Here is a 24118-nt window from a genome sequence, read left to right as displayed (position 1 = left end):
TGGCAAGAGTTCCATCGGACGACAACCCCTATCGGCCGTCACTTTGGTCACAAGTAGATTGAGACCGTGCCTGCTACCGCTGAAAACTCCGTCGTACCGCGTCCGCTGACCGTCGCGGCACTGGTCGTGCTGCTCGAAGCGGTGTGCTTCGCGGCCCTTGCGGTCGTGCAGGCCGTGACCTTCGACAGTACCCGGTCGGCCATGGGGTGGACGACCCTGGCGTTCTTCGCCCTGTGGGGCCTGATGCTCGCCGCGTGCGGGATGGCGCTGCGCCGCAGCCGGTCGTGGGCCCGCAGCCCGATCGTCATGGCGCAGCTCGTGCAGCTCGGCCTGGCCTACAACTTCGCCACCGACGCCCACTCCGACCGGACCGACCACATCGTCGCCTGGCTGCTCGCGGCGGTCACGCTCGTCGTCCTTGTCGGGATCTTCCACCCGAGGTCGATCAGCCACCTGGCGTCGTCGGAGGGCTGACGGCCGGGGCGCCGAGCCTCCGGCGCAGTCGGGTCAGTGCCCGCGCCTGCACGCGGGAGACCTGCGCCTGGCTGATGCCGAGCCGTCCCGCGACCTCGTCCTGGGTCAGTGTGTCGAGGAACCGGAGGGCCACCACGTCCCGCTCCAGCGGACGAAGCCGCGCGAGCTGGGGTTGCAGGAGCATGCGCAGCTCCGCCTCCTCGTAGGCCGGGTCGGTGCCGTCCGGCGACGCCTCGTCGTCCAGCTGGTCGAAGCGGAGCGGGTCGGCGCCGCGTGGGGTGCGGACCAGCGCGCCCCTGTCGCGCAGGTGGTGACGCATGCCGCCGAGGACGGTGGGGGCGGCGTACGCCGCGAAGGGCACGCCGCGGGCTGCGTCGTAGCGACGTGCGGCCAGGAGCAGGGCCAGCCGCCCGGCCTGCACGAGGTCGTCGTGGGGCTCGCCCCAGCCGTGGAAGCGGCGGGCGCAGCGGTCGACCAGGGGCAGGTGCTCGAGCACGAGGGCGTCGATGTCCATGCACCCATCTGACGCCCGGAGCGGCAGTGGTGCGAACGCTCGTCCACAGCGGTCTCGCCGGAGCGGGAGAAATGGCGGACGGGCCCGCCTCCCGGAGGAGGCGGGCCCGTCACCGAGCCGGGGCGAGCAAGCTCGCCTGCCGGCTCAGGCCTTCTTGGTCTCCCAGAAGATGCCGGCGATCTCGTCGATCTTGGCGAGGAGCTCGTCGGCGACGGCCGCGTCGAGCGTGCCCTTCGTGCCGCCGGCGCCCGCGAGCTTCGTGGCCTCGTTGATGAGGGTGTGGAGCTGCGGGTACTTCTCGAAGTGCGGCGCCTTGAAGTAGTCGGTCCACAGCACCCACAGGTGCTCCTTGACCAGGGTGGAGCGCTGCTCCTTGATGACGATGGCGCGGGTGCGGAAGTCCGGGTCGTCGGAGTCGTTGACCTTGGCGATGAGCGCCTTGATCGACTCGGCCTCGATGCGGGCCTGGGCGGGGTCGTAGACGCCGCAGGGGAGGTCGCAGTGGGCCTGGGCCTCGACGGTGGGGGCGAACAGCATGCTCGACAGCTCCTTCGTGGGGGTCACGGGTGTGTGGCTGCGACACTACTCCCCATGCGAGGACGTCGATGGGGCTGGGCCATCGTCCGCGGACGGTCGATGGAGCCGGGCCTGCGTGAGGGCGACCGCCTCCTGGTCCGCTGGGGGCGTCCGGCGCGCGAGGGCGACGTGGTGCTCGCGGAGTTCGCCGACGGCACCCTCGCCGTGAAGCGCGCGGTCGAGCGGCGTACGACCAGGACGGGTGCCCCGGGCTGGTGGCTGCTGAGCGACAACGCCGCTGAAGGTGTGGACTCGCGGCACCGTGGCGTGGTGCCGGAGGAGCACGTGCACGCGGTCGCGAGGGTGCTCGTCCGCAGGTGCCTGATGCGTCACATTCCCCCGCCGCCCGTGTCGGAGCACGCTCCCTTGTGAAAGGATGCCGGGCGAGGGTGAACCCCTGTCTGGCAGCTCCGCGACACACCATTCGCGTCGAGCCGCGCTTCCGAACCTTCCGAACGCCCCGAAAGTCTTGCCGAAAATGTCTGAGCTCGAGTCCACCGTCCAGTCCGAGGGCCACCCGCTGGCCGGCGACCCGGTGTTCGACCTCCACGTAGGCGGCAAGATGGCGATCCGGTCGTCGGTGGAGCTCGCCGGCGCCGACGAGCTGTCGCTCGCCTACACGCCGGGTGTCGCCCGCGTCTGCACCGCGATCGCCGAGAACCCCGAGCTGACGCAGCACTACACGTGGGTGCCCAACACGGTCGCGGTCGTCACCGACGGCACCGCGGTGCTCGGCCTCGGCGACATCGGTCCGGCTGCCGCCATGCCGGTCATGGAGGGCAAGGCGATCCTGTTCAAGCAGTTCGGTGGCGTCGACGGCATCCCGATCTGCCTGGACACCACCGACACCGAGGAGATCATCGAGACGGTCGTGCGCATGGCGCCGTCGTTCGGTGGCATCAACCTCGAGGACATCTCCGCGCCGCGCTGCTTCGAGATCGAGGACCGGCTCAAGGAGCGCCTCGACATCCCGGTCTTCCACGACGACCAGCACGGCACCGCCGTGGTCGCCCTGGCGGCACTCAAGAACGCCCTCAAGCTCACCGGCCGCAAGCCCGAGGAGACCCGTGTGGTCATCTCCGGCGCCGGTGCGGCGGGCGTCGCGATCGCCAAGATCCTCATCGTGGCGGGCATCACCGACATCGCGGTCACCGACCGCCGCGGCGTGGTCAGCTCCGACCGCTCGGACCTGACGCCGGTCAAGCGCGCGCTCGCCGAGATCACCGCCGACCGCAACGGCCGCAAGGGCACCCTCGCCGACGCCATGGACGGCGCCGACGTCTACCTCGGCGTCTCCGGCGGCACGGTGCCGGAGGAGGTCGTGGCCTCGATGGCCGACGACGCGATCATCTTCGCGATGGCCAACCCGACGCCCGAGGTCCACCCCGACGTGGCGCACAAGTACGCCCGCGTCGTCGCGACCGGCCGCTCGGACTTCCCGAACCAGATCAACAACGTGCTCGCGTTCCCCGGCATCTTCCGCGGCGCCTTCGACGTCCGGGCCACGGCGATCACCGAGGGCATGAAGCTCGCGGCCGCCGATGCCCTCGCTGCGCTCGTCGGCGACGCGCTCGCGGAGGACATGGTGATCCCGGGTCCGTTCGACCCGCGGGTGGGGCCGGCCGTCTCCTCGGCCGTGGCCGAGGCTGCCCGCCGCGACGGCGTCGCCCGCGCCTGAGGCACTCCACCGTCTTACGTCCTAGGACCCGGCCGCTCCTGCGGCCGGGTCCTTCGACGTTCTCGATAGGTTGGGTCGCATGTTCGCCGTCTACGCCGATTCGTTCAACGCCGAGTCCCCGCTCGACAGCCTCGTGGTGGGGGAGCGCCCCGACCCGGTGGCGCCCGACGGCTGGACGACGGTGACGGTCAAGGCAGCCAGCCTCAACCACCACGACCTCTGGTCGCTCAAGGGCGTCGGCCTCAAGGCGGACCGCCTGCCGATGATCCTCGGCTGCGACGCCGCAGGCTACGACGAGGACGGCAACGAGGTCGTCGTGCACGCCGTCATCTCCAGCCCGGACTGGGTCGGCGACGAGACACTCGACCCGAAGCGCTCGCTGCTCTCCGAGCTGCACCAGGGCACCTTCGCGGACAAGGTCATCGTGCCGCGGCGCAACATCGTCCCGAAGCCGGCGAGCATGAGCTTCGAGGAGGCCGCGTGCCTCCCGACGGCCTGGCTCACGGCGTACCGCATGCTCTTCACGCAGGGCGGGCTCAAGGCCGGTGACTCCGTGCTCGTGCAGGGTGCCGGCGGTGGTGTCGCGACCGCGTGCATCGTGCTCGCCCGGGCGGCCGGCCTGAAGGTGTTCGCGACCTCCCGCGACGAGGCGAAGCGGGCCAAGGCGCTCGAGATCGGCGCCCACGAGGTGTTCGGGTCCAACGAGAAGCTCCCGGTGAAGGTCGACGCCGTGATGGAGACCATCGGCCGTGCGACGTGGGAGCACTCGATCCGGTCGCTGCGCCCGGGCGGCAAGCTGGTCACGTCGGGCAACACCAGTGGCCCGAACCTCGACAACGCGATGCTCCCGCACATCTTCTTCCTGCAGCTGCAGGTGATCGGCTCGACGATGGGCACCCGCGGTGAGCTCGCCTCGCTGGTGCAGATGCTCGACGCGACCGGTCTCAAGCCCCTCATCGACCACACGGTGCCGATGGAGCAGGCGCGCGACGCGTTCGCCGCACTGCACGCCGGTGACGTCTTCGGCAAGATCATCCTGACCCGATGACGCACGTCCACCTCCTCACGGGCGCCGGCTCCGGCATCGGCGCAGCGGTCGCGTCGGCACTCCACGCGCGGGGCGACGAGCTCGTGCTGCTCGCCCGGTCCCAGCCCCGTGCGCACGAGCTCCAGCAGCAGTACGACGGAGCGCGCGTCGTGGTCGCCGACCTCGCCGACCCCGGATCGCTCGCCCACGCCCTCGCAGCCGCGAACCTGCCGCCGCACCTCGACTCGGTGCTCCACATCGCCGGCGTCGTGGACCTCGCCCCGGTGCACGACCTGGACTACGCCGAGGTGCGGGCGCAGGTCGACGTCAACCTGGTCGCCCCGATGGTGCTGACCCAGCTCTGCCTGCCAGCCCTGCGGGCTGCACGCGGCACCGTCGTCTTCGTCAACAGCGGAGCGGGCCTCTCCGCGCACCCCACGTGGGGCGCCTACGCGGCGACGAAGTTCGGCCTCCGCGGGTTCGCCGACGCCCTGCGCGGTGAGGAGGCGGAGCACGGCGTCCGGGTGACGAGCGTCTTCCCCGGTCGCACCGCGACGCCGATGCAGGAGAAGGTCCACGCGCAGGAAGGCGCGGACTACAGCGCCGACCGGTGGATCCAGGCCGAGACGGTCGCCGCGTCGATCCTCCACGTCCTCGACCTGCCGCGCGACGCGGTGATGCCCGAGGTCAGCGTGCGCCCGGGTCCTCGCTGACCGTCCCCTGCGCGTCCGCTCGCGACCGGCGGTCGTCGTGGGCGTGGCCGGGATCGAGCTCGTCGCACGCCGACAGCCGGAGCGGGACGAAGCCGGAACCGTGCCGGACCGCCACGGGCTCGGTGGACAGGCACACGTGGTCGCCGCCCTCGTCCAGCAGGGCCACCCGGCGGACGAGCAGGTGGCGGGGGACGTCGGTGAGCACGGGCACGCCGCCGGGTCCGTCCTCGACGGCGAGCCCCGCGAACTTGTCGGTCCGGTCGCCGGTCAGCGTGCCGAACCGGACGGAGAGCGGCAGCTGGTCCTCCCCGAGGAAGTGGATCGCCAGGTACTCCGCGCGGAGTGCCAGGCCGTACGTGTGGTTGGCCCGGGAGAGCCAGATTGCGTAGCGCGGCGGGTCGATGCTCGACTGGCTGTGGAATCCGACCAGGCAGCCGGCGCGCTCGCCGCCGACCGCGGTCGTGACCACGACCATCGCCGGGTCGGTGGCCGCAGCGACCTCGTCGAACTCACTGCCCACGGTCCGCCTCGGCGCGCTCGTAGCGGAGGAAGAGCGTGTCCGCCTCGCGCAGCACGTGGCGGAGTGCGAAGCCGGTGAGGGGTGCACCCGGAGGCGCCACCGCGACCGGGAGCGGATCTCCGCCCATGAGGGGCGAGACGGTGAGGAGGAGCTCGTCGAGGTGGCCGCCGGCGACGAGCTCCCCGAGGAGCGTCGGACCGCCCTCGGTGAGCACGACCGTGGCGCCCCGGCGTGCGAGCTCCTCCAGTGCCAGCGCCGGATCGACGCGTTCGTCGCCGGCCAGCACCACCTCGGCGACCTGGCTGGCCCTGGCCAGGCGCTGCCGGTCCGCCGCCTGGCAGGTCACGACGTAGGGCGGCTGGTCGAGCGCGGGGTCGGTGAACGCACGGCCGGTCCAGTCGAGATCGAGCGAGCGGCTCACGATCGCCAGCCGCGGTGAGCCCGGCTTGCCGGCGGCCCTCCGCGCTGCCGCCCGCCCCCGGGGCAGCAGCAGTGGCCCGTAGCCCTCGCGCCGGATGGTCTCGGCCCCGACGAGCACGACGTCGGCCAGCGTGCGCATGGCGAGGAACAGGGCGGCGTCGGGCGCTGTCGACAGGGCGGCCACGCGGCCGCCGATCGCCGCCGACCCGTCGAGGCCACCGACCATGTTGGCGACCACCCAGCAAGGGCCCGCCGGTCGTAGGCGGTCCACGTCGACGTACGGCGTGAGCGGGTCGGCGAGACGTGCGGTCACTCCGAGGACGTCCATGACCCTCATGCTCGCACCGGGTGCCAAGACGGGGCGGGCCGCCTCGCGGCGGCGACCGGTCGGACGGGAATTGATTGGCGTCCGCAGGGGTTGCGCAACGAGAATTCACCATGACGTGTCCGCATCCGGACGGACGCTGTCGGATCACCGGGGTCTCGTTCGTGGAGTGCATGAACGGGCGGTCACCAGGCCACCCCGCGCCCTCCCTGAAAGGCCTCCCATGTCAGCGCCCCAGGACCTCGACGACCTCGTCGTCGAGAACCACGACTCTCCTGACGCACCCTTCACGACGCCGCTGGTCGTCAAGCTCCTCGTGGCCGCCACCTTCGTGGTGATCCTCAACGAGACCACGATGATCAACGCGCTGCCCAGCCTGATGCGGGACTTCCACATCGACGAGCGCACCAGTCAGTGGGTCAACACCGTCTTCATGCTCACGATGGCGTCGGTGATCCCGCTGACCGGCTGGTTCCTGCAGCGGGTCACGACGACGACGGCGTTCACGGTCGCCATGGCGACGTTCTGCACCGGCACGCTGCTCGGCATGCTCGCCCCCACGTACGCCGTCCTGCTGGTCGCGCGCGCCGTCCAGGGCGCCGGTACGGCGGTGATGATGCCGCTGCTGATGACCACCGTCATGACCGTCGTCCCGATGGTTCACCGCGGCCGCGTCATGGGCAACATGATGATGGCGATCTCGGTCGCACCGGCGCTCGGCCCGACCACGTCCGGCCTGCTGCTCGAGCTCGGCTCGTGGCGCCTGATCTTCGCCGTCATCCTGCCGCTCGCCGTCCTGATGGGCATCGTCGGCCACCGCCTCGTGGAGAACATCGGTGAGCCCAAGGCCGGGCCGGTCAGCTGGCTCAGCGTCCTGCTGGCCGGTTCCGGCTTCTCCAGCCTCGTCTACGGCCTGAGCAACTTCGGTGCCGGCACGCTCACCAAGCCGGTCGCCTTCACCGTGCTCGGCGTCCTGCTCGTCGGCGCTTTCGTCGCGTACCAGATCGTGCTCCAGGGCCGGGGCGCGCCGCTCCTCGACCTCCGGACGCTGCGGATCCGGACGTACGCGACGGCGGTGCTGCTCATGTGCGCGGCCTTCATGGCGTTCTTCGGTGCGATGGTGCTGCTGCCGCTCTACCTGCAGGACTACCGCCACCTGAGCACGCTCCGCACCGGGCTGCTGGTCATGCCGGGTGGTCTCGCGATGGGCCTGCTGGGCCCGCGTGTCGGCAAGGTGTTCGACCGGGTCGGGACCCGGCCGCTCGTCATCCCGGGCGCGGCCGGCCTGGTCACGGCCCTGGTGCTCCTGTCGCAGGTGACCGACCTGGACACGCCGTACTGGCTCATCGTGCTGCTCCACGTGGCGCTGATGAGCTGCCTGGCCTGCGTCTTCACGCCGGTCTTCACGCTCGGCCTCGGCGCTCTGCCGCCGGAGCTCTACTCGCACGGCAGCTCCCTGCTCGGCACGCTGCAGCAGGTCGCGGGTGCGGCCGGCATGGCCCTGCTCATCGCGATCCTCCAGAGCCGGGCGAAGCACCTCGCCCTCGACGGTACGGACCGGGCGCACGCGTTCGTCGGCGGCCTCGACTGGGCGCTGCTCACCGGCGCCGGCTTCGGTGTCGTCGTGTTCCTGATGGCCCTGCTGCTCCCCGCGCGGTCGCCGAGCACGGCGGGCGCCGCCGGGCACTGACCCGAACACCCACGAAGGCCTCCCGCACCCCCGTGTCGGGAGGCCTTCGTCGTGCCGGGCACGATCCTCCCGCCTCGCGTCCCGGCCGGCCTGCGTCGATCTACTCAGATCCGGGAGCCCCTCGTGCAGTGCGAGTACGGCTGCTCACGCGCCCACGACGGACGCGGGGGAGTCTGGTGCCATGGACGACAGGACGCGCAGGAAGAGCCTCGGAACCGAGGTGGCCGCGTCCCTGGCCGCCGTGGCCGGGGCTGTGTTCCTTCCCGTCTTCGCCATCGGCACGCATATCTGTGCCTTCGCGGAGTGCCGGGAGCCGACCACCCGCGAGATCCGTGTCTCGCAGGGCGTCGCCGTCCTGCTCGTCGCCACGGTCCTCACCACGCTCCTGCTGGCTGCCCGTAGGGGAGCACGCTGGTCATGGCTCTGGCACGTGAGCGTGGCGGCGGTGGCGGGTGTCGCCGTCATCGGCTTCACCCTGGGCGTCGACTGGTCGCCCGACCCGGAGCCGGTGCCGCGAAACCCTGACTACGTGCCGTGCTACTCGGGGTCAGGGGACTGCCCCGGAGGATGACGACCTGACGGCGGGCGCCCCGCTCGCTCGGTCAGACCTCGTCGAGGAACGCGTCGAGGTGCTTCCAGGCCAGCTCGGCAGCCTGCGGACCGGCCACCAGACCGAGGTGCGACAGGCCGTCGGCGGCGACGTAGCGAGCGCCGGGCACCGAACGGGTGCCCGCCTCCACCGCGGGGCCGGGGCCGATCGCGTCGGTGCGGCTGCCGATGAAGAGCACGCGCGTGCGGATCGAGGAGAGGCGCACCGCACGGCCGTGGGTGAGGTGCACGGTGCCGGTCGCCAGCTCGTTGCGGGTCAGCAGGCGCGTGTGCACCTGGTGGTAGAAGCGACCGGGGTAGCCCGGCATGGCGTTGATGAAGTTGTCGATCGCGGTGGTGCGCGCGAGCGTCTCCTTGTCCAGGATGTTCTGGGCGAGGAAGAGCGGCTTCTTGAGCTCGCGGATGGGTGCCATCGCGCGGAAGCTGAGCCGGGTCAGGTGGCGGGGGACGCCGCCCATCAGGCCGGTGCCGAACGTCATGACGCTGGAGCCCAGCACGCTGTCGAGGTAGCGCAGGATCTGGACGGCCGGGATGAGCCGGTAGTCGATCGGGGTGCCGAACGCCGTGATCGAGGCGATCGGCAGGGTGGGGTGGGCCGCTGCGGTCAGCAGGCTGCAGGTGCCGCCCAGCGACCAGGCCACCACGTCGACCGGAGCGCCGTCGTGCTCCTCTGACACGCGGCGGATCGCGGCCGGGATGATGTCGTCGATGAACGACTCGAAGCCCATGTGGCGGTCCGCGAACGTCATGTCGCCGTAGTCGACGACGTACGTCGCGCGACCCTGGGACACGAGGTGGGCCGCGAGGCTCTGGCCGGGGCGCAGGTCGTAGCAGTTGGTCGACACGGCCTGCGGCGGGACGAGCAGCACCGGGCGCGCCTGGGTGTGCGGCTTCGTGCTCAGGTAGCGCCGCAGCTGGCGGTGCGGCTCGTCGACGAGCACGTGCTGGGGCATGCCGGCGTACTGCTCGATGCCCTCGCCGAACGGCGAGATCGCCCACGCGTTGCGGGCAGCGGCGGCGAGGGTGGCCAGGGGAGAGGTGGTCCGCTCGTCGGGTACGGCGGGCAGGGTGCTGGTCACTTGCTGGAGTCCCATCGGAGTGCGCCGACCAGCACGATGTGCAGCTGGCGGCGGGCGGTGTCGGCGATGCGCCGGGTGTCGGATGCGCTGGTCGCGCGGCTCAGCTCCTCCACGTGGGTGAGCATGGCGTTGACCAGGAGGTTGGAGAGGACGGCCAGGTCGCTGGCCGACCAGGCGCGCGTGAACGGCGCGTGGGCGATGTCGGTGGCCAGCTCGCGCTCGACGAGCTCGAGCTGGTGGCGCACGGCCTCGCGGACGGCGGTGGGCCCGGCGAGTCGCTCGCGCGCGATGAAGCGGAGCTGGCGATCGCTCTGGCGGGCGTGGGCGACGACGGCGTCGACCGACTTGTCGGCGATCGAGACGGCGAGGTCCCACTCGGAGTCGGTCTGCTCGGGGATCGCGCGCGCGTCGCGCAGCAGCGCCCGGAGCGCGTCGAAGGCCTCGGTCACGAGGCTGAGGCCGAGCTCGTCGATGCTCGCGAAGTGCCGGTAGAAGGCGGTCGGCACGATGCCGATCTCCTTGGCCACCTGGCGCAGGGAGAGGGCGGCGAGTCCGCCGTCCTCGGCGAGGGTCAGGGCAGCGTCGAGGATCGCACGCCGCGTGCGTTCCTTCTGCTCGGTCCGGGAGACCCCTGCGCTGCTCATGACGGAAGTGTAACGCGAGTGAACGCCTGTTCACTGAAAGTGGGCGGCATCACGCCTGATCGGGTTGACCCGGCACGGCCAACGCGGACATAGTTTCGGTGAACAGCCGTTCACCGAAGAAACGAGTGTTCACCCAAACTTCGAAAGGAGCCGCCATGTCCCGCATGCAGATGCTGACCTCCTCCCGGATGGGTCGCCGCTTCCTGGACTCGTCCTTCGCCGCTGCCCTCGCCACCCCGCACGGCGTCGACCGGTACGTCGAGATGGTCGACCCGCTCTGGTCCCGGACCGAGACCCGCGCCGAGATCACGGACGTGGAGCGCAAGACCGCCGACAGCGTCACGCTCACGCTCCGCCCCAACGAGAACTGGGCCGGCTTCAAGGCCGGTCAGTTCGTGAAGCTCTCGGTCGAGATCGACGGCGTCCGTCGTACGCGCTGCTACTCGCCGGCGAACTCGCAGTTCCGCAAGGACGGCAAGATCGAGCTGACCATCAAGGTCGACCCGAAGGGCCTGGTGTCGCCGTGGCTCCTGGCCAACGCGCGGCCCGGCATGATCGTGCAGATCTCGCCGGCGCAGGGCGAGTTCCACATCCCGCTGCCGCACCCGCGCAGCATCCTGCTGATCAGCGGCGGCTCCGGCATCACCCCCGTGATGTCGATGCTGCGCACGCTGACCGACCGGGCCTACATCGGCAAGGTCACCTTCCTGCACTACGCCTTCACCGAGGACGACGTGATCTACCGCGACGAGCTCGCGGAGATCGAGGCGAAGTACGAGGGCGTGCGGATCATCCGCGCCTACACCAACGCCGACAACGGCGACCTGCAGGGCTTCTTCTCGAAGGAGCACCTGGTCGCGGCGGACAAGCACTTCGCCGAGGCCGAGACCTACCTCTGCGGCCCGATGCCGCTCATGGACGGCGTCCGCGCCGTCTTCGAGGCCGAGGGCATCTCCGACCGCCTGCACCTGGAGCAGTTCGCCGCTCCGACCCGCACCGTCCCGACCGACGAGGCCACGGGCGAGCTGACCTTCAGCGCCTCGGGGGAGAAGGCCGACAACAACGGCCAGACCATCCTCGAGCAGGCTGAGGCCGCCGGCCTCACCCCGGACTACGGCTGCCGCATCGGCATCTGCAACGCCTGCGTCAGCACCAAGCTCAGCGGCATCACGCGCAACGTCCTGACCGGCGAGCTCAACACCGACAACGACGTCAACATCAAGCCGTGCATCTCGGCTCCGTGTGGCGACGTCTCCATCGACCTCTGACCTCTCAGCAGAAACCTCACCAAGGAGTTCTCATGAGCACTGCCACCACCACGACCAGCCAGAAGCACAAGCTGAGCCCCGAGCAGATCGAGGCGTTCGGCAAGGAGCTCGACGACCTGCGGGCCCGCATCGTCGCCGACCTCGGCGAGAAGGACGCGGACTACATCCGCGACATCGTCAACAAGCAGAAGAAGCTCGAGGTCGCCGGCCGCGCCCTCCTGTGGGCCGGCTGGTTCCCGCCGGCCTGGATCGCAGGCGTCACGGCCCTCTCCCTGTCGAAGATCATCGACAACATGGAGATCGGCCACAACGTCATGCACGGCCAGTACGACTTCATGAACGACCCGCAGTTCACCGCCAAGAACTTCGACTGGGACAACACCATCCACGCCGACAGCTGGCTGTACACGCACAACTACGTGCACCACACCTTCACCAACATCGTCGGCAAGGACCACGACGCGACCGGCTACGGCGTCATCCGCGTCACCGAGGAGCAGCCCTGGCACCCCATCTGGCTGCTCAACCCGATCTTCTGCGGCACGCTGCAGGTCCTCTTCCAGTGGGGCACCGCGATCCAGGAGCTCGAGTCGGAGAAGTTCTTCCGCGGCGAGAAGTCCTGGGCCGAGATGAAGCCGGGTCTCAAGCGCTTCCGCGAGAAGGCCGGCAAGCAGGCGCTCAAGGACTACGCCCTCTTCCCGCTGCTGTCGGGTCCGTTCGCGCCGTTCGCCTTCGCCGGCAACATGGCCGCCAACCTGGTCCGCAACCTGTGGTCCTCGTCGGTCATCTGGTGCGGCCACTTCCCCGAGGGCGCGGAGACGTTCTCGATCGAGGAGACCGAGGACGAGTCGCACGCCGAGTGGTACTACCGCCAGATCCTCGGCTCGGCGAACTTCACCGGCAGCCACCTGGTCGACGTCCTCTCCGGCAACCTGAGCTACCAGATCGAGCACCACCTCTTCCCGGACATCCCCGCGTACCGCTACAAGGAGATCGCCATCGAGGTCCGCGAGATCTGCGAGCGCTACGGCATCCGCTACAACGAGGCGCCGATGGCCAAGCAGCTGTGGAGCGTGTGGAAGCAGGTCTTCAAGCTCACGCTTCCCGACAGCACCTACACGCAGGGGCCGCTGGCCGGCCTCCGCGAGGCGCTGACCTTCCCGTTCCGCGCGAAGCAGGACGAGAACGCCCGTGACGAGCAGCACGTTGTCGCCGAGGCTGCCGCCGCCTGAGACTGGGCGCATGACGAACCTCAGCAAGGCCGAGATCCGCAAGGACCAGGTCCAGGACTCGATCGAGGCGGCCACGCACGCTGCCGGTCAGGTCTCCCACATCGTGATCACCGCGGTCGGTGACGTGGTGAAGGCGATCGGCGGCTTCGCCACCGACCTCTTCGAGATCCGCGAGGCCGCGCGCAAGGCGCGGGCCGACATGGGCGTCGAGAACGACGACGACTGATCCACCACGCAGAGCGGCCCCGTCTCCCACCCGGGAGGCGGGGCCGCTCCGCGTTCACGGGTGACGGGAAAGCCGTGAGGCGCTGCGCGCCTCTGCCTCCCTCGCTCGCGACCCGTCGAGCAAGCTCGCCGGTCGCTCGCTCAGTCGTCGTCCGGGTCGTCGAGACGGGCGAGCCAGGTGGCGAACCGCTCGATGGCCGTCTCGAACTCGGGGAAGGTGTCGACGAACGCCTGGAGCTGGTCACCCAGCCACTCGAGGGTGACCTCGTCGTCGCCCCGCCGCTTCTGGAGCTCCTCGATGCCGCGATCGGTGAAGTACATGCCCCCATTCTGTCAGGAGCCCGCGGGGCGGAAATGCAGGAACCCCCGGCCGGAGCCGGGGGTTCCTGGGTGGAGCGGGTGGGTCAGGAGAACGCGCGGGCCAGGAGCTCGGCGTTCTCGACCTGGTGGCGCTTCGCCGTGCCGACCGCGGTGGTCGACGACGCCGGACGGGTGACCGGCTCGACGGCCCGACCGAGCTCCGGGACGATGTTCAGCGCGAACGTCGGCCACGGACCCTGGTTGAACGGCTCGTCCTGGACCCACTTGACCTTGGCGTTGGGGTACTTCGCCAGCTCGGCCGCGATCTCGGCGGTCGGCCACGGGTAGAGCTGCTCGACGCGCACGATCGCGACGTCGTCGCGGCCCTGCTTCTGGCGCTCGACCACGAGGTCCCAGGTCAGGCGGCCGGAGACCAGCATGACCGTGGTGACCTTCGCCGGGTCGGCCGCGTCGTCACCGATGACCGGACGGAACTCGCCCGAGGTGAAGTCGGACGGCTGCGACGCGGCTTCCTTGCGCTTGAGCATCGACTTCGGCGTGAAGATGATGAGCGGCTTGTGCTCACCGCCGAGCGAGTGCTTGCGGAGCAGGTGGAAGTGCGACGCGGGCGTCGACGGCTGCGCCACGACCATGGCCTCGTCCGCGCAGAGCGTCAGGAAGCGCTCGATGCGGGCGGAGGAGTGGTCGGCGCCCTGGCCCTCGTAGCCGTGGGGGAGGAGCAGGACGACACCGGAGTCCTGGCCCCACTTGGTCTTGCCCGAGGAGATGTACTCGTCGATGACCGACTGGGCGCCGTTGACGAAGTCACCGAACTGCGCCTCCCACAGGACGAGCGCGTCCGGGCGGGCGACGGAGTAGCCGTACTCGAAGCCGAGGGCGGCGTACTCCGACAGCAGCGAGTCGTAGACGAAGAACTTGGCCTGGTCCTCGGTGAGGTTGGCCAGCGGCGTCCACTCGTCGGCGTTGTTGCGGTCGATGATCGTGGCGAAGCGCTGCACGAACGTGCCGCGACGCGAGTCCTGGCCGGCCAGGCGCACCGGGCGGCCGTCCATCAGCAGCGAGCCGAACGCGAGGATCTCGCCGGTGCCCCAGTCGATCGGGCCGTCGGTGATCGCGGCGGCGCGACGCTGCAGCTGCGGCATCACCTTCGGGTGGACGGTGAAGCCCTCCGGTGGGGTGATGTAGGCGTCGGCGATCCGCTTGAGGACGTCGGCCGAGACGGCGGTCGTGCCACCGGCGAGCTTCTCGGGGTAGTCCGGGACGGTCGTCCACTGGTCCGGCTTCGCGTCGGCCTCGCGGACCTCGGTGAAGACGCGCTCGAGCAGGGCCTGGTAGTTGCGCAGGACCTCCTCGGCCTCCTCGATCGTGATGTCGCCACGACCGATGAGGGACTCGGTGTAGAGCTTGCGGACCGAGCGCTTCTGCTCGATGAGGTCATACATGAGCGGCTGGGTGTACGACGGGTCGTCACCCTCGTTGTGACCGCGGCGGCGGTAGCAGACGAGGTCGATGACGACGTCCTTGTTGAACGCCTGGCGGTACTCGAAGGCGAGCCGGGCGACGCGGATGCACGCCTCGGGGTCGTCGCCGTTGACGTGGAAGATCGGCGCCTGGACCATGCGGGCCACGTCGGTGCAGTAGAGCGTCGAGCGCGACGAGCCGGGGGAGGTGGTGAAACCGACCTGGTTGTTGATGACCAGGTGGATCGAGCCACCGGTGCGGTAGCCGCGCAGCTGCGAGAGGTTGAGCGTCTCGGCGACGACACCCTGGCCCGCGAACGCCGCGTCACCGTGCACGAGCAGCGGGAGGACGGGGTACTCGTTGCCACGGTCGAGCATGTCCTGCTTGGCGCGGGCGATGCCGGTGACGACCGGGTCGACGGTCTCGAGGTGCGACGGGTTCGCCGCGACCGAGACCTTGATCTTGTCGCCGGAGCCGGCGACGAACTCGCCCTCGGCGCCGAGGTGGTACTTCACGTCGCCCGAGCCCTGGACCGTGCGCGGGTCGATGTTGCCCTCGAACTCGCGGAAGATCTGGTTGTACGACTTGCCGACGATGTTGGCGAGCACGTTGAGGCGGCCACGGTGGGCCATGCCGATGCAGACCTCGTCGAGGCCGGCCTGGGCGGCCGCCTCGGCGATCTCGTCGATCACGGCGACGGCGGTCTCGCCGCCCTCGAGGGAGAAGCGCTTCTGGCCGACGAACTTCGTCTGCAGGAAGGTCTCGAACGCCTCGGCCTGGTTGAGCTTCTCCAGGATCCGGAGCTGCTCCTCGCGGGTCTCCTTGTCGTAGGGCTTCTCGACGCGCTCCTGGATCCAGCGGCGCTGCTCCGGGTCGATGATGTGCATGTACTCGACGCCGGTGGTGCGGCAGTAGGAGTCGCGCAGGATGCCGAGGATCTGGCGCAGCTGCATGAAGCGGCGGCCCTCGCCACCGAACGAGCCGGTCGCGAACTCGCGATCGAGGTCCCACAGGGTCAGGCCGTGCGACTCGATCTCGAGGTCGGGGTGGCTGCGCTGCTTGTACTCGAGCGGGTCGGTGTCGGCCATCAGGTGGCCGCGCACGCGGTAGGCGTGGATCAGCTCCAGGATGCGGGCCTGCTTGGAGATCTCGTCGTCGTGCGAGTGCGCGATGTCGTTGGCCCAGCGGATCGGCTGGTACGGGATCCGCAGCGAGCGGAAGATCTCGTCGTAGAAACCGTCCTCGCCGAGCAGCAGCTGGTGCACCGTGCGGAGGAACTCGCCGGACTGCGCACCCTGGATGACGCGGTGGTCGTAGGTCGAGGTCATCGTCATGATCCGCGAGACGGCGTTGCGGTTGATCGTCTCGGGCGACGCGCCCTGGAACTCCGGCGGCAGCTCCATCGAGCCGACGCCGACGATGGCGGCCTGGCCCTGCATGAGGCGCGGGACGGAGTTGTTGGTGCCGATGCCGCCGACGTTCGTCAGGGACACCGTGGTGCCCTGGTAGTCGTCCATGCCCAGCTTGTTGTTCTTCGCCTTCTTGACGATCTCCTCGTACGCCGTCCAGAACTGCGCGAAGTCCATGGACTCGCAGCCCTTGATCGACGGGGCGACCAGCTGGCGGGTGCCGTCGGGCTTCTGCTGGTCGATCGCGAGGCCCAGGTTGATGTGGGCCGGGGTGACCATCGTCGGCTTGCCGTCGATGACGGCGTAGGTGTTGTTGTACTCGGGGTTCGCCTTGATCGCCTTGATGATCGCGTAGCCGATCAGGTGCGTGAAGGAGACCTTGCCACCGCGGGCCCGCTTGAGGTGGTTGTTGATGACCGTGCGGTTGTCCCAGAGCAGCTTGACCGGGATGTTGCGCACCGACGTCGCGGTCGGGACCGCGAGCGAGAGGTCCATGTTCTTGGCCGTGGCCAGCGGGATGCCCTTGAGCTGGGTGTACGTCGGCTCGTCGTTGGCCGAGGCGGGGGCAGCGGGCTTCGGGTCGCGCGGGGCCGGGTTGGAGGTGCCCTTGGCGGGCTCGACGGCCTTGGTGTTGTCCGGGCGCGGCTTCGCCACCGGGATCGGCGCGGTCACCGGGGCGGCGGCCGCGGGGGCGGCCGGTGCGGCGGCCGGAGCCGGAGCGGCGGCGGCCGGCGCGGCGGCCGCAACGGCCGAACCGTTGCGCGTGGCGAAGTAGCTGGTCCACTCAGGTCCGACGCTCGACGGGTCCTTCTTGTACTGCTCGAACATCTCGTCGACGAGCCATTCGTTGGCTCCGAAGTCGGAGAGCGGGTTGTTCTGTTCGGCCACGGCTAGTTTCGCCTCTTCCGGTGCGGCTCATACGGGTAACGACAACGGGAGCAAGGCTAGACCCCCGGTGCACGAAATGGGGCAGGTGGGATGCCGTTTCGGACTGCGGATGACGCACTCCACACGCCTCACGTCCTCACGTCCGTCGTCGCCCTGGTCCTCGCCGCTTCATTTCCCTTTCCCACAAGGGAAGAACGCCTTCGTCTGCGACGGCCGGTAACCTGCGCCGGTGACCAGCGCCCTGACGACGACGCCCGCAACGGCACGCCGCTCCCGCCTTCGCGGACTCGACGGGCTCCGCTTCCTCGCGGCTGCGGTGGTGGTCGGCTACCACTACACCGGCATCGACCGGGACTACTGGGGGCGGCCGCCGTCGGCCGTCTTCCCCACGCTCAACCACGTGACCCGCTACGGGTACCTCGGCGTGGAGCTCTTCTTCGTCATCTCCGGCTTCGTCATCCTGATGACCGCGTGGGGCCGACCGCTCCCGGGGTTCGTGGCCTCCCGCGTCGCGCGGCTCTACCCGGCGTACTGGGTGGCGGTCGGGCTGACCGTCCTGCTCCAGCTGGTCTGGGCGGGCGGCCGCCAGCTCGGCTGGTTCGACAACGCGATGAACCTGACGATGGTGCAGGAGGGGTTCGGCATCGACTCGGTCCAGGGCGCCTTCTGGACGCTCTGGGTGGAGCTGAAGTTCTACCTCCTCGCCGCGCTCGTGCTGCTGGTCGGCTTCACGCCCCGACGGGTCCTCGCGTTTGCCATCCTCTGGCCGGTGCTCTCGCAGACCTTCCGGCTGGCCGGCTGGACCTTCCTCGAGAACCTCTTCATCGCCGAGTTCGCGCCCTACTTCGGCGTCGGGATGCTGCTCTTCCTCATCCACCGCGAGGGTGGCACCCTCCTGCGCTGGCTCGGCGTCGCCGTCACCGGACTGCTCTGCGTGGAGCAGACCGTCCGCCATGCACCGCTGGCCACCCGCGGGGTGGGCGTCGAGATCTCGCCCGTCGCCTGCGCGGTCGTCGTGGTCGCCATGATCGCGTCCGTCTGGCTCGTCGCCGACGGGCCACTGCGCCACCTCGACTGGCGCTGGCTCTCCGTGGTCGGCGCGCTGACCTACCCGCTCTACCTCGTCCACGGACAGTTCGGCTTCGCCGTCATCGACACGCTCCACGGGCGCCTGGGCGCGTACGCCGTCGTGGCGCTGGCGGTGGGCCTGTCGCTCGGCATCGCGGTCGGGCTGCACTACCTCGTCGAGCGGCGCTGGCACGACCGGCTGCGGGACGGCGTCCTGCGCCTGCTGGGCGGCTGACCGCCCCCTCGGACGACGAAGGCCCGCATCGCGTGCGATGCGGGCCTTGTTCGGCGCCCTCGGCAGGATTCGAACCTGCGACACCTGGTACCGGAAACCAGTGCTCTATCCCCTGAGCTACGAGGGCGTGCGCTGTGACCAGCGCGATAGCGGACACTACCGGCTGATATCGGTGCGGAGGAAACCGACCCCCACGGATAGGCTTCCCCGGTGACTCCTGAGCAGCTCTCCGCCACGATCGTCGACGTCCTCCAGGCCCTCGTGACCGACGGCGCCCTCGCCCTGCCCGACGGCGTTCCCGCGACCGTGAACGTCGAGCGTCCGCGCCAGAAGGAGCACGGTGACTACGCCACCAACGTGGCGCTGCAGCTGGCCAAGAAGGCCGGTACCAACCCGCGCGCGCTGGCCGAGCTGGTCAAGGCCGGCCTGGAGGCCTCCGACGGCATCAAGCAGGTCGAGATCGCCGGGCCGGGCTTCCTCAACATCCATGTCGAGGCCGGTGCCCAGGGTGAGGTGGCCGCCGCCATCGTCGCCGCGGGTGCGGCGTACGGCCGCCTCGAGACGCTCGCCGGCAAGAAGATCAACGTCGAGTTCATCTCCGCCAACCCGACCGGACCGCTGCACCTGGGCCACACGCGCTGGGCGGTGCTCGGCGACGCGATCGCCCGCGTGCTCGCGGCTGCGGGTGCCGACGTGACGCGCGAGTTCTACATCAACGACCGCGGTGTCCAGATGAACAACTTCGCGAGCTCGATCATCGCCTCGGCGCTGGGGCTGGAGAAGCCGGAGGACGGCTACGCCGGCGACTACATCGACGACCTCGCGAAGGCCGTCGAGGCCGCCCAGCCGGGCATCTTCCAGATCGAGGACGAGGCCGAGCGCCTCGCGGCTGTGCGGAAGGTCGGCTACGCGCTGCAGCTCAAGGAGCAGCAGGACCAGCTCGACTCCTTCAACACCCACTTCGATGTCTGGTTCAGCGAGCTGAGCCTGCACGAGGAGGGCCAGGAGGACGGCGGCGTCCCCCACACGCTCAAGAAGCTCGAAGCGCTCGGCCACGTCTTCGAGGACGGCGGCGCCCTCTGGATGCGCACGACCGACTTCGGCGACGACAAGGACCGCGTCCTCATCAAGAGCGACGGCGAGCTGACCTACTTCGCCTCCGACACGGCGTACTACCTCAACAAGCGGGCGCGCGGCTTCGACCACTGCATCTACCTGCTCGGCGCCGACCACCACGGCTACGTGGGCCGGCTGAAGGCCATGGCGGCCTGCGTCGGCGACGACCCGGAGAAGACGCTGGACGTCATGATCGGGCAGCTCGTGAAGATCCTGCGCGACGGAGAGGAGCTCAAGCTCTCCAAGCGTGCCGGCACGATCGTCACGCTCAACGAGCTCGCCGAGGAGATCGGCGTCGATGCCCTGCGCTACTCGCTGGCCCGCTACCCGGCCGACAGCCCGCTGGTGCTCGACGTCGCCGAGATCACCAAGGCCTCCAACGACAACCCGGTCTACTACGTCCAGTACGCCCACGCGCGCACCTGCCGGATGATCGCCAACGCCGGTGACCTCGGCATGTCGCTGGACGAGGCGAGGGCGGCGTTCGACCCTGCGCTGCTCGACCACGAGCGTGACGGGGAGCTGCTGCGCGCGCTCGCCGCCTACCCGGGGGTCGTCGCCAGCGCCGCCGACCTGCGTGAGCCGCACCGCGTCGCGCGGTACCTCGAGGACACCGCGTCGACCTTCAACAAGTGGTACGACACCAAGGAGTGCCGCATGCTCCCGCAGGGCGACGAGCCGGTCGGCCCGGCCAACAACGCCCGCCTGGTGCTCGTGCACGCCATGCAGACCGTGCTGCGCAACGGCCTCGACCTGCTCGGCGTCTCGGCGCCCGAGCGCATGTGATCGGAGAGAGCTGATGGCAGGCCGCGTCCCTCCCGGCGACTTCGCCGGCACCTCGCCCGTCTGGCTGCGCCAGCCCGACGACGTCAACGCCCTGGTCCCGGTGCTGTGGTCCAGGACCGCCCGCAAGGACGCCGACGGGGTGCTGCACGTCGGCGGACTCGCGATCCCGGACCTCGTCGCCGACGTCAACACCCCGGCGTACGTGCTCGACGAGGAGGACTTCCGCTCGCGGGCCCGTGCCTTCCGTGACGGCTTCGCCGGCTACGACGTCTACTACGCCGGCAAGGCGTTCCTGTCGGTCGCCGTCGCGAAGTGGGTCGCCGAGGAGGGCCTCTGTCTCGACGTCTGCTCCAACGGCGAGCTGAGCATCGCGCTGCGCGCCGGGGTCGACCCGCAGCGGATCGGCTACCACGGCAACAACAAGACCCCGATGGAGCTGCGCCGTGCGGTCGCGGCCGGTGTCGGGCGGATCATCGTCGACTCGTACGCCGAGATCGAGCGGCTCGGCGAGATCGTCGCCGAGCTGGAGGTCGTCCAGGGCGTCATGGTCCGCGTGACCGCGGGGGTCGAGGCGCACACCCACGAGTTCATCGCGACGGCGCACGAGGACCAGAAGTTCGGCTTCTCGATCTCCTCGGGCGACGCGTTCCGTGCCGCGCAGGCGGTCATCGAGACGCCGCGCCTGGACCTGCGCGGCCTGCACAGCCACATCGGCTCGCAGATCTTCGACACCTCCGGCTGGGAGGTGGCCGCCCGGCGCGTCCTCGCGCTCCACGCGGAGATCGGTCGCGAGCTCGGCCACGTCATGCCCGAGATGGACCTCGGCGGTGGCTTCGGCATCGCCTACACGACCCAGGACGACCCGGCCGACCCCGCCGACCTGGCCCGCCAGATCACCGGCATCGTCGAGCGCGAGTGCGCAGCCCTGCAGTTCCCGGTGCCGCACCTGTCGATCGAGCCCGGTCGTGCCATCGTCGGCTCGTCGATGTGCACCGTCTACACGGTCGGCACGGTCAAGCAGGTGACCCTGGACGGGGGAGCGACCCGCACGTACGTCTCGGTGGACGGCGGCATGAGCGACAACATCCGCCCCGCGCTCTACGACGCCGACTACTCGTGCACCCTCGCCTCGCGGACCTCCGACGCGGAGCCGGTCCTGGCCCGCGTCGTCGGCAAGCACTGCGAGTCGGGCGACATCGTGGTCAAGCACGAGTTCCTGCCGGGCGACATCGCCCCCGGAGACCTGGTCGCGGTGCCCGGCACCGGTGCCTACGGCCGCTCCATGGCGTCGAACTACAACCACGCGCTGCGCCCGCCGGTGGTCGCGGTCAAGGACGGCGTGGCCCGCGTCATCGTGCGGCGCGAGACCGAGGACGACCTGCTCGCGACCGACCTGGGCTGACACCGCGCGCACCGTGCTCCGCCCCGGGGCCGGGGACTGGGATGCGGGCCGGGGGAGCGGCGTACGACGGATAGGCTTCGTTGCGTGAACAGTCCGCTCAAGGTTGCCGTCCTCGGCTGTGGCTCCGTCGGTTCGCAGGTGGTCCGCCTGCTCCAGGAGCAGTCCGACGACCTCGCGGCGCGCATCGGTGCGCCCGTCGAGCTCGCCGGCGTGGCCGTCCGTCGCCTCGACGCCCCGCGCGAGGTCGAGCTCCCCGACGAGCTCCTGACGACGGACGCCCTCGGACTGGTCACGCGCGGCGACATCGACCTCGTGGTCGAGGTGATCGGCGGCATCGAGCCGGCCCGCTCCCTGATCCTGGCGGCGCTGGAGAACGGCGCCTCCGTCGTCACGGCCAACAAGGCCCTGCTCGCCGAGGACGGTCCGACGCTCTTCGAGGCCGCCGAGAAGGCCGGCCGCGACCTCTACTTCGAGGCGGCGGTCGCGGGCGCGATCCCGATCCTCCGTCCGCTGCGCGAGTCGCTCGCCGGTGACAAGGTCACCCGCGTGCTCGGCATCGTCAACGGCACCACCAACTTCATCCTCGACAAGATGGACACCTCCGGCGCCGGTTTCGCCGACGCGCTCTCCGAGGCGCAGGAGCTCGGCTACGCCGAGGCCGACCCGACCGCCGACGTCGAGGGGTTCGACGCGGCCGCCAAGGCTGCGATCCTCGCGTCGCTGGCGTTCCACACCCGCGTGACGGCTGCGGACGTGCACCGCGAGGGCATCTCGGACGTCACCGCGGCCGACGTCGCCTCGGCGCGCGAGATGGGCTCGGTCGTGAAGCTGCTGGCGATCTGCGAGCTGCGCGACGGTGCCGTCTCCGCGCGCGTCCACCCGGCGATGATCCCCGCCTCGCACCCGTTGGCATCGGTCCGTGGCGCCTACAACGCGGTCTTCGTCGAGTCCGAGGCCGCTGGCCAGCTGATGTTCTACGGCCCGGGTGCCGGTGGTTCACCGACGGCGTCGGCCGTCCTCGGTGACCTCGTCACCGTCGCCCGCAACAAGCTCGCGGGCACCCGCGGCGCCGGCGAGTCGGCGTACGCCGCCCGGGAGCTGCTGCCGATGGGCGAGACCGTGACCAGCTACCACGTGCAGCTCGACGTCGACGACCGTGCCGGCGTCCTGGCCGCGGTCGCCAACGCGTTCGCCGACCAGGGCGTGTCGATCCAGACCGTCCGTCAGGAGGGTCGCGGCGCGGACGCCCAGCTCGTGGTCGTCTCGCACCCCGCGCGCGATGCCCAGCTGGCCGCGACGGTGGAGCACCTCCGCAACATGGACATCGTGCGCGAGGTCACCTCGGTGATGCGCGTGGAAGGAGCCGAGTGATGGCGCACCAGTGGAAGGGCGTGATCGAGGAGTACCGCGAGCTCCTCGACATCCCGCAGGACACCCCGGCGGTGACCCTCCGCGAGGGCGGTACGCCGCTCGTCCACTCCGACTGGCTCTCCGGTCTCACCGGTGGTGAGGTCTGGCTGAAGGTCGAGGGCAACAACCCGACGGGCTCGTTCAAGGACCGCGGCATGACCGTGGCGCTCTCGGTCGCCGTGCACCAGGGCGCCAAGGCCGTCGTGTGCGCCTCCACGGGCAACACCTCGGCCGCCATGGCCGCGTACGCCGCCAAGGCCGGCGTGACGCCGATCGTGCTCGTGCCCGAGGGCAAGATCGCGGCGGGCAAGATGGCCCAGGCCGTCCTCCACGGCTCGGTGGTGATCCAGGTCCGCGGCAACTTCGACGACTGCCTGCGCATGGCGCGCGGCATGGCGGAGAAGTACCCCGTCGCACTGGTCAACTCGGTCAACCCGCACCGGCTCGAGGGCCAGAAGACCGCGGCGTTCGAGATCGTCGACTTCCTCGGTGACGCCCCGGACTACCACCTGCTTCCGGTCGGCAACGCCGGCAACATCTCGGCCTACTGGCTCGGCTACACGCAGTACGAGGCGGCCGGCAAGGCGACGAAGCGTCCTGTCATGCGCGGCTTCCAGGCTGCCGGGGCGGCTCCGCTGGTGTTGGGAGCGCCGGTCGACGAGCCGGAGACGCTGGCCACCGCCATCCGCATCGGCAACCCCGCCTCCTGGGATCTCGCGATGAACGCAGCCAAGGAGTCCGAGGGCCGCTTCGCCTCGCGCACCGACGAGCAGATCCTCGCGGCGCAGCGCGCTCTCGCCGCCAACGACGGCGTCTTCGTCGAGCCTGCCTCGGCCGCTGGTGTCGCCGGCCTGCTCGGTGAGCTCGAGGCGGGGGAGTCCTACGCCGGCAAGACGGTCGTCATCACGGTGACCGGTCACGGCCTCAAGGACACCGCGACCGCTCTCGCCGGCTTCGGCGACGTGGTCGACACCGTCATCGACGCGGACGTCGACGCTGCGGCGTCGGCCGCCGGCCTGGTCTGACAC

General features: G+C 70.2%; 23 protein-coding genes and 1 tRNA gene. 15 read left to right on the top strand and 9 right to left on the bottom strand.

Annotation, left to right across the window (positions count from 1 at the left end; all coding sequences use genetic code 11):
• The first annotated feature begins 66 nt into the window (after positions 1 to 66).
• Positions 67 to 474 carry a hypothetical protein gene (locus tag Q5722_RS03145; protein WP_305026759.1) on the top strand — a complete coding sequence of 136 codons (408 nt, stop codon included), beginning with the start codon at positions 67 to 69 and terminating at the stop codon, positions 472 to 474.
• Here the strand turns inward: Q5722_RS03145 and Q5722_RS03140 are convergent.
• Together Q5722_RS03140 and sodN are read right to left on the bottom strand one after the other, a co-directional pair.
• Entirely contained in the window at positions 446 to 988 is a 543-nt protein-coding gene (locus tag Q5722_RS03140; protein WP_305026758.1) for a sigma-70 family RNA polymerase sigma factor, read from the bottom strand. The two genes, Q5722_RS03145 and Q5722_RS03140, sit on opposite strands and share 29 nt — an antisense overlap.
• 144 nt (positions 989 to 1132) lie before the next feature.
• The gene (gene sodN / locus Q5722_RS03135) at positions 1133 to 1552 is read right to left on the bottom strand and encodes a superoxide dismutase, Ni (protein WP_439652470.1); all 420 of its coding nucleotides are present in this window, start codon (positions 1550 to 1552) and stop codon (positions 1133 to 1135) included.
• Between the two features lie 27 nt (positions 1553 to 1579).
• On the opposite strand from sodN, the gene Q5722_RS03130 reads away from it, so the two are divergent.
• From Q5722_RS03130 to Q5722_RS03115, 4 genes are all read left to right on the top strand, one after another.
• Complete coding sequence (locus tag Q5722_RS03130; RefSeq protein WP_305026757.1) at positions 1580 to 1936, top strand: S24/S26 family peptidase; 357 nt, start codon at positions 1580 to 1582, stop codon at positions 1934 to 1936.
• A 106-nt stretch (positions 1937 to 2042) separates the two neighbouring features.
• On the top strand, positions 2043 to 3242 hold the full coding sequence (locus tag Q5722_RS03125) for an NAD(P)-dependent malic enzyme (protein WP_305026756.1): 1200 nt from the start codon (positions 2043 to 2045) through the stop codon (positions 3240 to 3242).
• Positions 3243 to 3321: 79 nt separating this feature from the next.
• Entirely contained in the window at positions 3322 to 4290 is a 969-nt protein-coding gene (locus tag Q5722_RS03120; protein ID WP_305026755.1) for a zinc-binding dehydrogenase, read from the top strand.
• On the top strand, positions 4287 to 4982 hold the full coding sequence (locus tag Q5722_RS03115; protein WP_305026754.1) for an SDR family oxidoreductase: 696 nt from the start codon (positions 4287 to 4289) through the stop codon (positions 4980 to 4982). Before Q5722_RS03120 ends, Q5722_RS03115 begins: the two co-directional genes overlap by 4 nt.
• On the opposite strand, the gene Q5722_RS03110 is transcribed toward Q5722_RS03115, so the two are convergent.
• A complete protein-coding gene (locus Q5722_RS03110) occupies positions 4957 to 5502 on the bottom strand; it encodes a flavin reductase family protein (RefSeq protein WP_305026753.1) in 546 nt (181 codons plus the stop codon). The two genes, Q5722_RS03115 and Q5722_RS03110, sit on opposite strands and share 26 nt — an antisense overlap.
• Positions 5492 to 6250 (bottom strand): dihydrofolate reductase family protein, encoded by a 759-nt coding sequence (locus Q5722_RS03105; RefSeq protein ID WP_305026752.1) that lies wholly within the window; start codon positions 6248 to 6250, stop codon positions 5492 to 5494. Before Q5722_RS03105 ends, Q5722_RS03110 begins: the two co-directional genes overlap by 11 nt.
• Positions 6251 to 6470: 220 nt before the next feature.
• Between Q5722_RS03105 and Q5722_RS03100 the strand changes: the two genes are divergently transcribed.
• Positions 6471 to 7937 carry an MDR family MFS transporter gene (locus Q5722_RS03100; protein ID WP_305026751.1) on the top strand — a complete coding sequence of 489 codons (1467 nt, stop codon included), beginning with the start codon at positions 6471 to 6473 and terminating at the stop codon, positions 7935 to 7937.
• A 181-nt stretch (positions 7938 to 8118) separates the two neighbouring features.
• Positions 8119 to 8508, top strand: a complete 390-nt coding sequence (locus Q5722_RS03095) for a DUF6234 family protein (RefSeq protein ID WP_305026750.1) — start codon at positions 8119 to 8121, stop codon at positions 8506 to 8508.
• A 31-nt stretch (positions 8509 to 8539) separates the two neighbouring features.
• Here Q5722_RS03095 and Q5722_RS03090 read toward each other — a convergent pair whose 3' ends face one another.
• Positions 8540 to 9625 (bottom strand): alpha/beta hydrolase, encoded by a 1086-nt coding sequence (locus Q5722_RS03090; RefSeq protein ID WP_305026749.1) that lies wholly within the window; start codon positions 9623 to 9625, stop codon positions 8540 to 8542.
• A complete protein-coding gene (locus Q5722_RS03085; RefSeq protein WP_305026748.1) occupies positions 9622 to 10269 on the bottom strand; it encodes a TetR family transcriptional regulator in 648 nt (215 codons plus the stop codon). The genes Q5722_RS03090 and Q5722_RS03085 overlap by 4 nt, the downstream gene beginning before the upstream one ends.
• Before the next feature lie 155 nt (positions 10270 to 10424).
• Between Q5722_RS03085 and Q5722_RS03080 the strand changes: the two genes are divergently transcribed.
• Genes Q5722_RS03080 through Q5722_RS03070 form a run of 3 tightly spaced genes read left to right on the top strand, consistent with a single transcriptional unit; the run spans position 10425 to position 12995 of the window.
• Positions 10425 to 11537, top strand: a complete 1113-nt coding sequence (locus Q5722_RS03080; RefSeq protein WP_305026747.1) for a ferredoxin reductase — start codon at positions 10425 to 10427, stop codon at positions 11535 to 11537.
• Between the two features lie 32 nt (positions 11538 to 11569).
• The gene (locus Q5722_RS03075) at positions 11570 to 12769 is read left to right on the top strand and encodes a fatty acid desaturase family protein (RefSeq protein WP_305026746.1); all 1200 of its coding nucleotides are present in this window, start codon (positions 11570 to 11572) and stop codon (positions 12767 to 12769) included.
• Positions 12770 to 12779: 10 nt separating this feature from the next.
• Positions 12780 to 12995, top strand: a complete 216-nt coding sequence (locus Q5722_RS03070) for a hypothetical protein (RefSeq protein WP_305026745.1) — start codon at positions 12780 to 12782, stop codon at positions 12993 to 12995.
• A gap of 140 nt (positions 12996 to 13135) precedes the next feature.
• Here Q5722_RS03070 and Q5722_RS03065 read toward each other — a convergent pair whose 3' ends face one another.
• Positions 13136 to 13315 (bottom strand): DUF6104 family protein, encoded by a 180-nt coding sequence (locus Q5722_RS03065; RefSeq protein ID WP_305026744.1) that lies wholly within the window; start codon positions 13313 to 13315, stop codon positions 13136 to 13138.
• A gap of 83 nt (positions 13316 to 13398) precedes the next feature.
• Entirely contained in the window at positions 13399 to 17073 is a 3675-nt protein-coding gene (locus Q5722_RS03060; protein WP_305026743.1) for a multifunctional oxoglutarate decarboxylase/oxoglutarate dehydrogenase thiamine pyrophosphate-binding subunit/dihydrolipoyllysine-residue succinyltransferase subunit, read from the bottom strand.
• Between the two features lie 229 nt (positions 17074 to 17302).
• Here Q5722_RS03060 and Q5722_RS03055 point away from each other — a divergent pair, with 229 nt between their 5' ends.
• Positions 17303 to 18376: an acyltransferase family protein gene (locus tag Q5722_RS03055; RefSeq protein ID WP_305026742.1), complete on the top strand. Its 1074-nt coding sequence runs from the start codon at positions 17303 to 17305 to the stop codon at positions 18374 to 18376.
• A gap of 54 nt (positions 18377 to 18430) precedes the next feature.
• Here Q5722_RS03055 and Q5722_RS03050 read toward each other — a convergent pair.
• Positions 18431 to 18503: transfer RNA gene (locus tag Q5722_RS03050), tRNA-Arg, on the bottom strand.
• Between the two features lie 83 nt (positions 18504 to 18586).
• Between Q5722_RS03050 and argS the strand changes: the two genes are divergently transcribed.
• The 4 genes from argS (at position 18587) to thrC (ending at position 24115) form a co-directional block, all read left to right on the top strand.
• Positions 18587 to 20278 carry an arginine--tRNA ligase gene (argS, locus tag Q5722_RS03045; RefSeq protein WP_305026741.1) on the top strand — a complete coding sequence of 564 codons (1692 nt, stop codon included), beginning with the start codon at positions 18587 to 18589 and terminating at the stop codon, positions 20276 to 20278.
• 13 nt (positions 20279 to 20291) lie between these two features.
• Positions 20292 to 21680, top strand: coding sequence for a diaminopimelate decarboxylase (gene lysA / locus Q5722_RS03040; protein WP_305026740.1), 1389 nt, complete (start codon positions 20292 to 20294; stop codon positions 21678 to 21680).
• Between the two features lie 84 nt (positions 21681 to 21764).
• On the top strand, positions 21765 to 23051 hold the full coding sequence (locus tag Q5722_RS03035) for a homoserine dehydrogenase (RefSeq protein WP_305026739.1): 1287 nt from the start codon (positions 21765 to 21767) through the stop codon (positions 23049 to 23051).
• Positions 23051 to 24115 (top strand): threonine synthase, encoded by a 1065-nt coding sequence (gene thrC, locus Q5722_RS03030; protein ID WP_305026738.1) that lies wholly within the window; start codon positions 23051 to 23053, stop codon positions 24113 to 24115. The genes Q5722_RS03035 and thrC overlap by 1 nt, the downstream gene beginning before the upstream one ends.
• Positions 24116 to 24118 lie beyond the last annotated feature (3 nt).

The sequence above is a fragment of the Nocardioides jiangxiensis genome, assembly GCF_030580915.1.
Taxonomy (GTDB): Bacteria; Actinomycetota; Actinomycetes; order Propionibacteriales; family Nocardioidaceae; genus Nocardioides; species Nocardioides jiangxiensis.
This window is presented reverse-complemented; position numbering and strand designations above follow the sequence as displayed.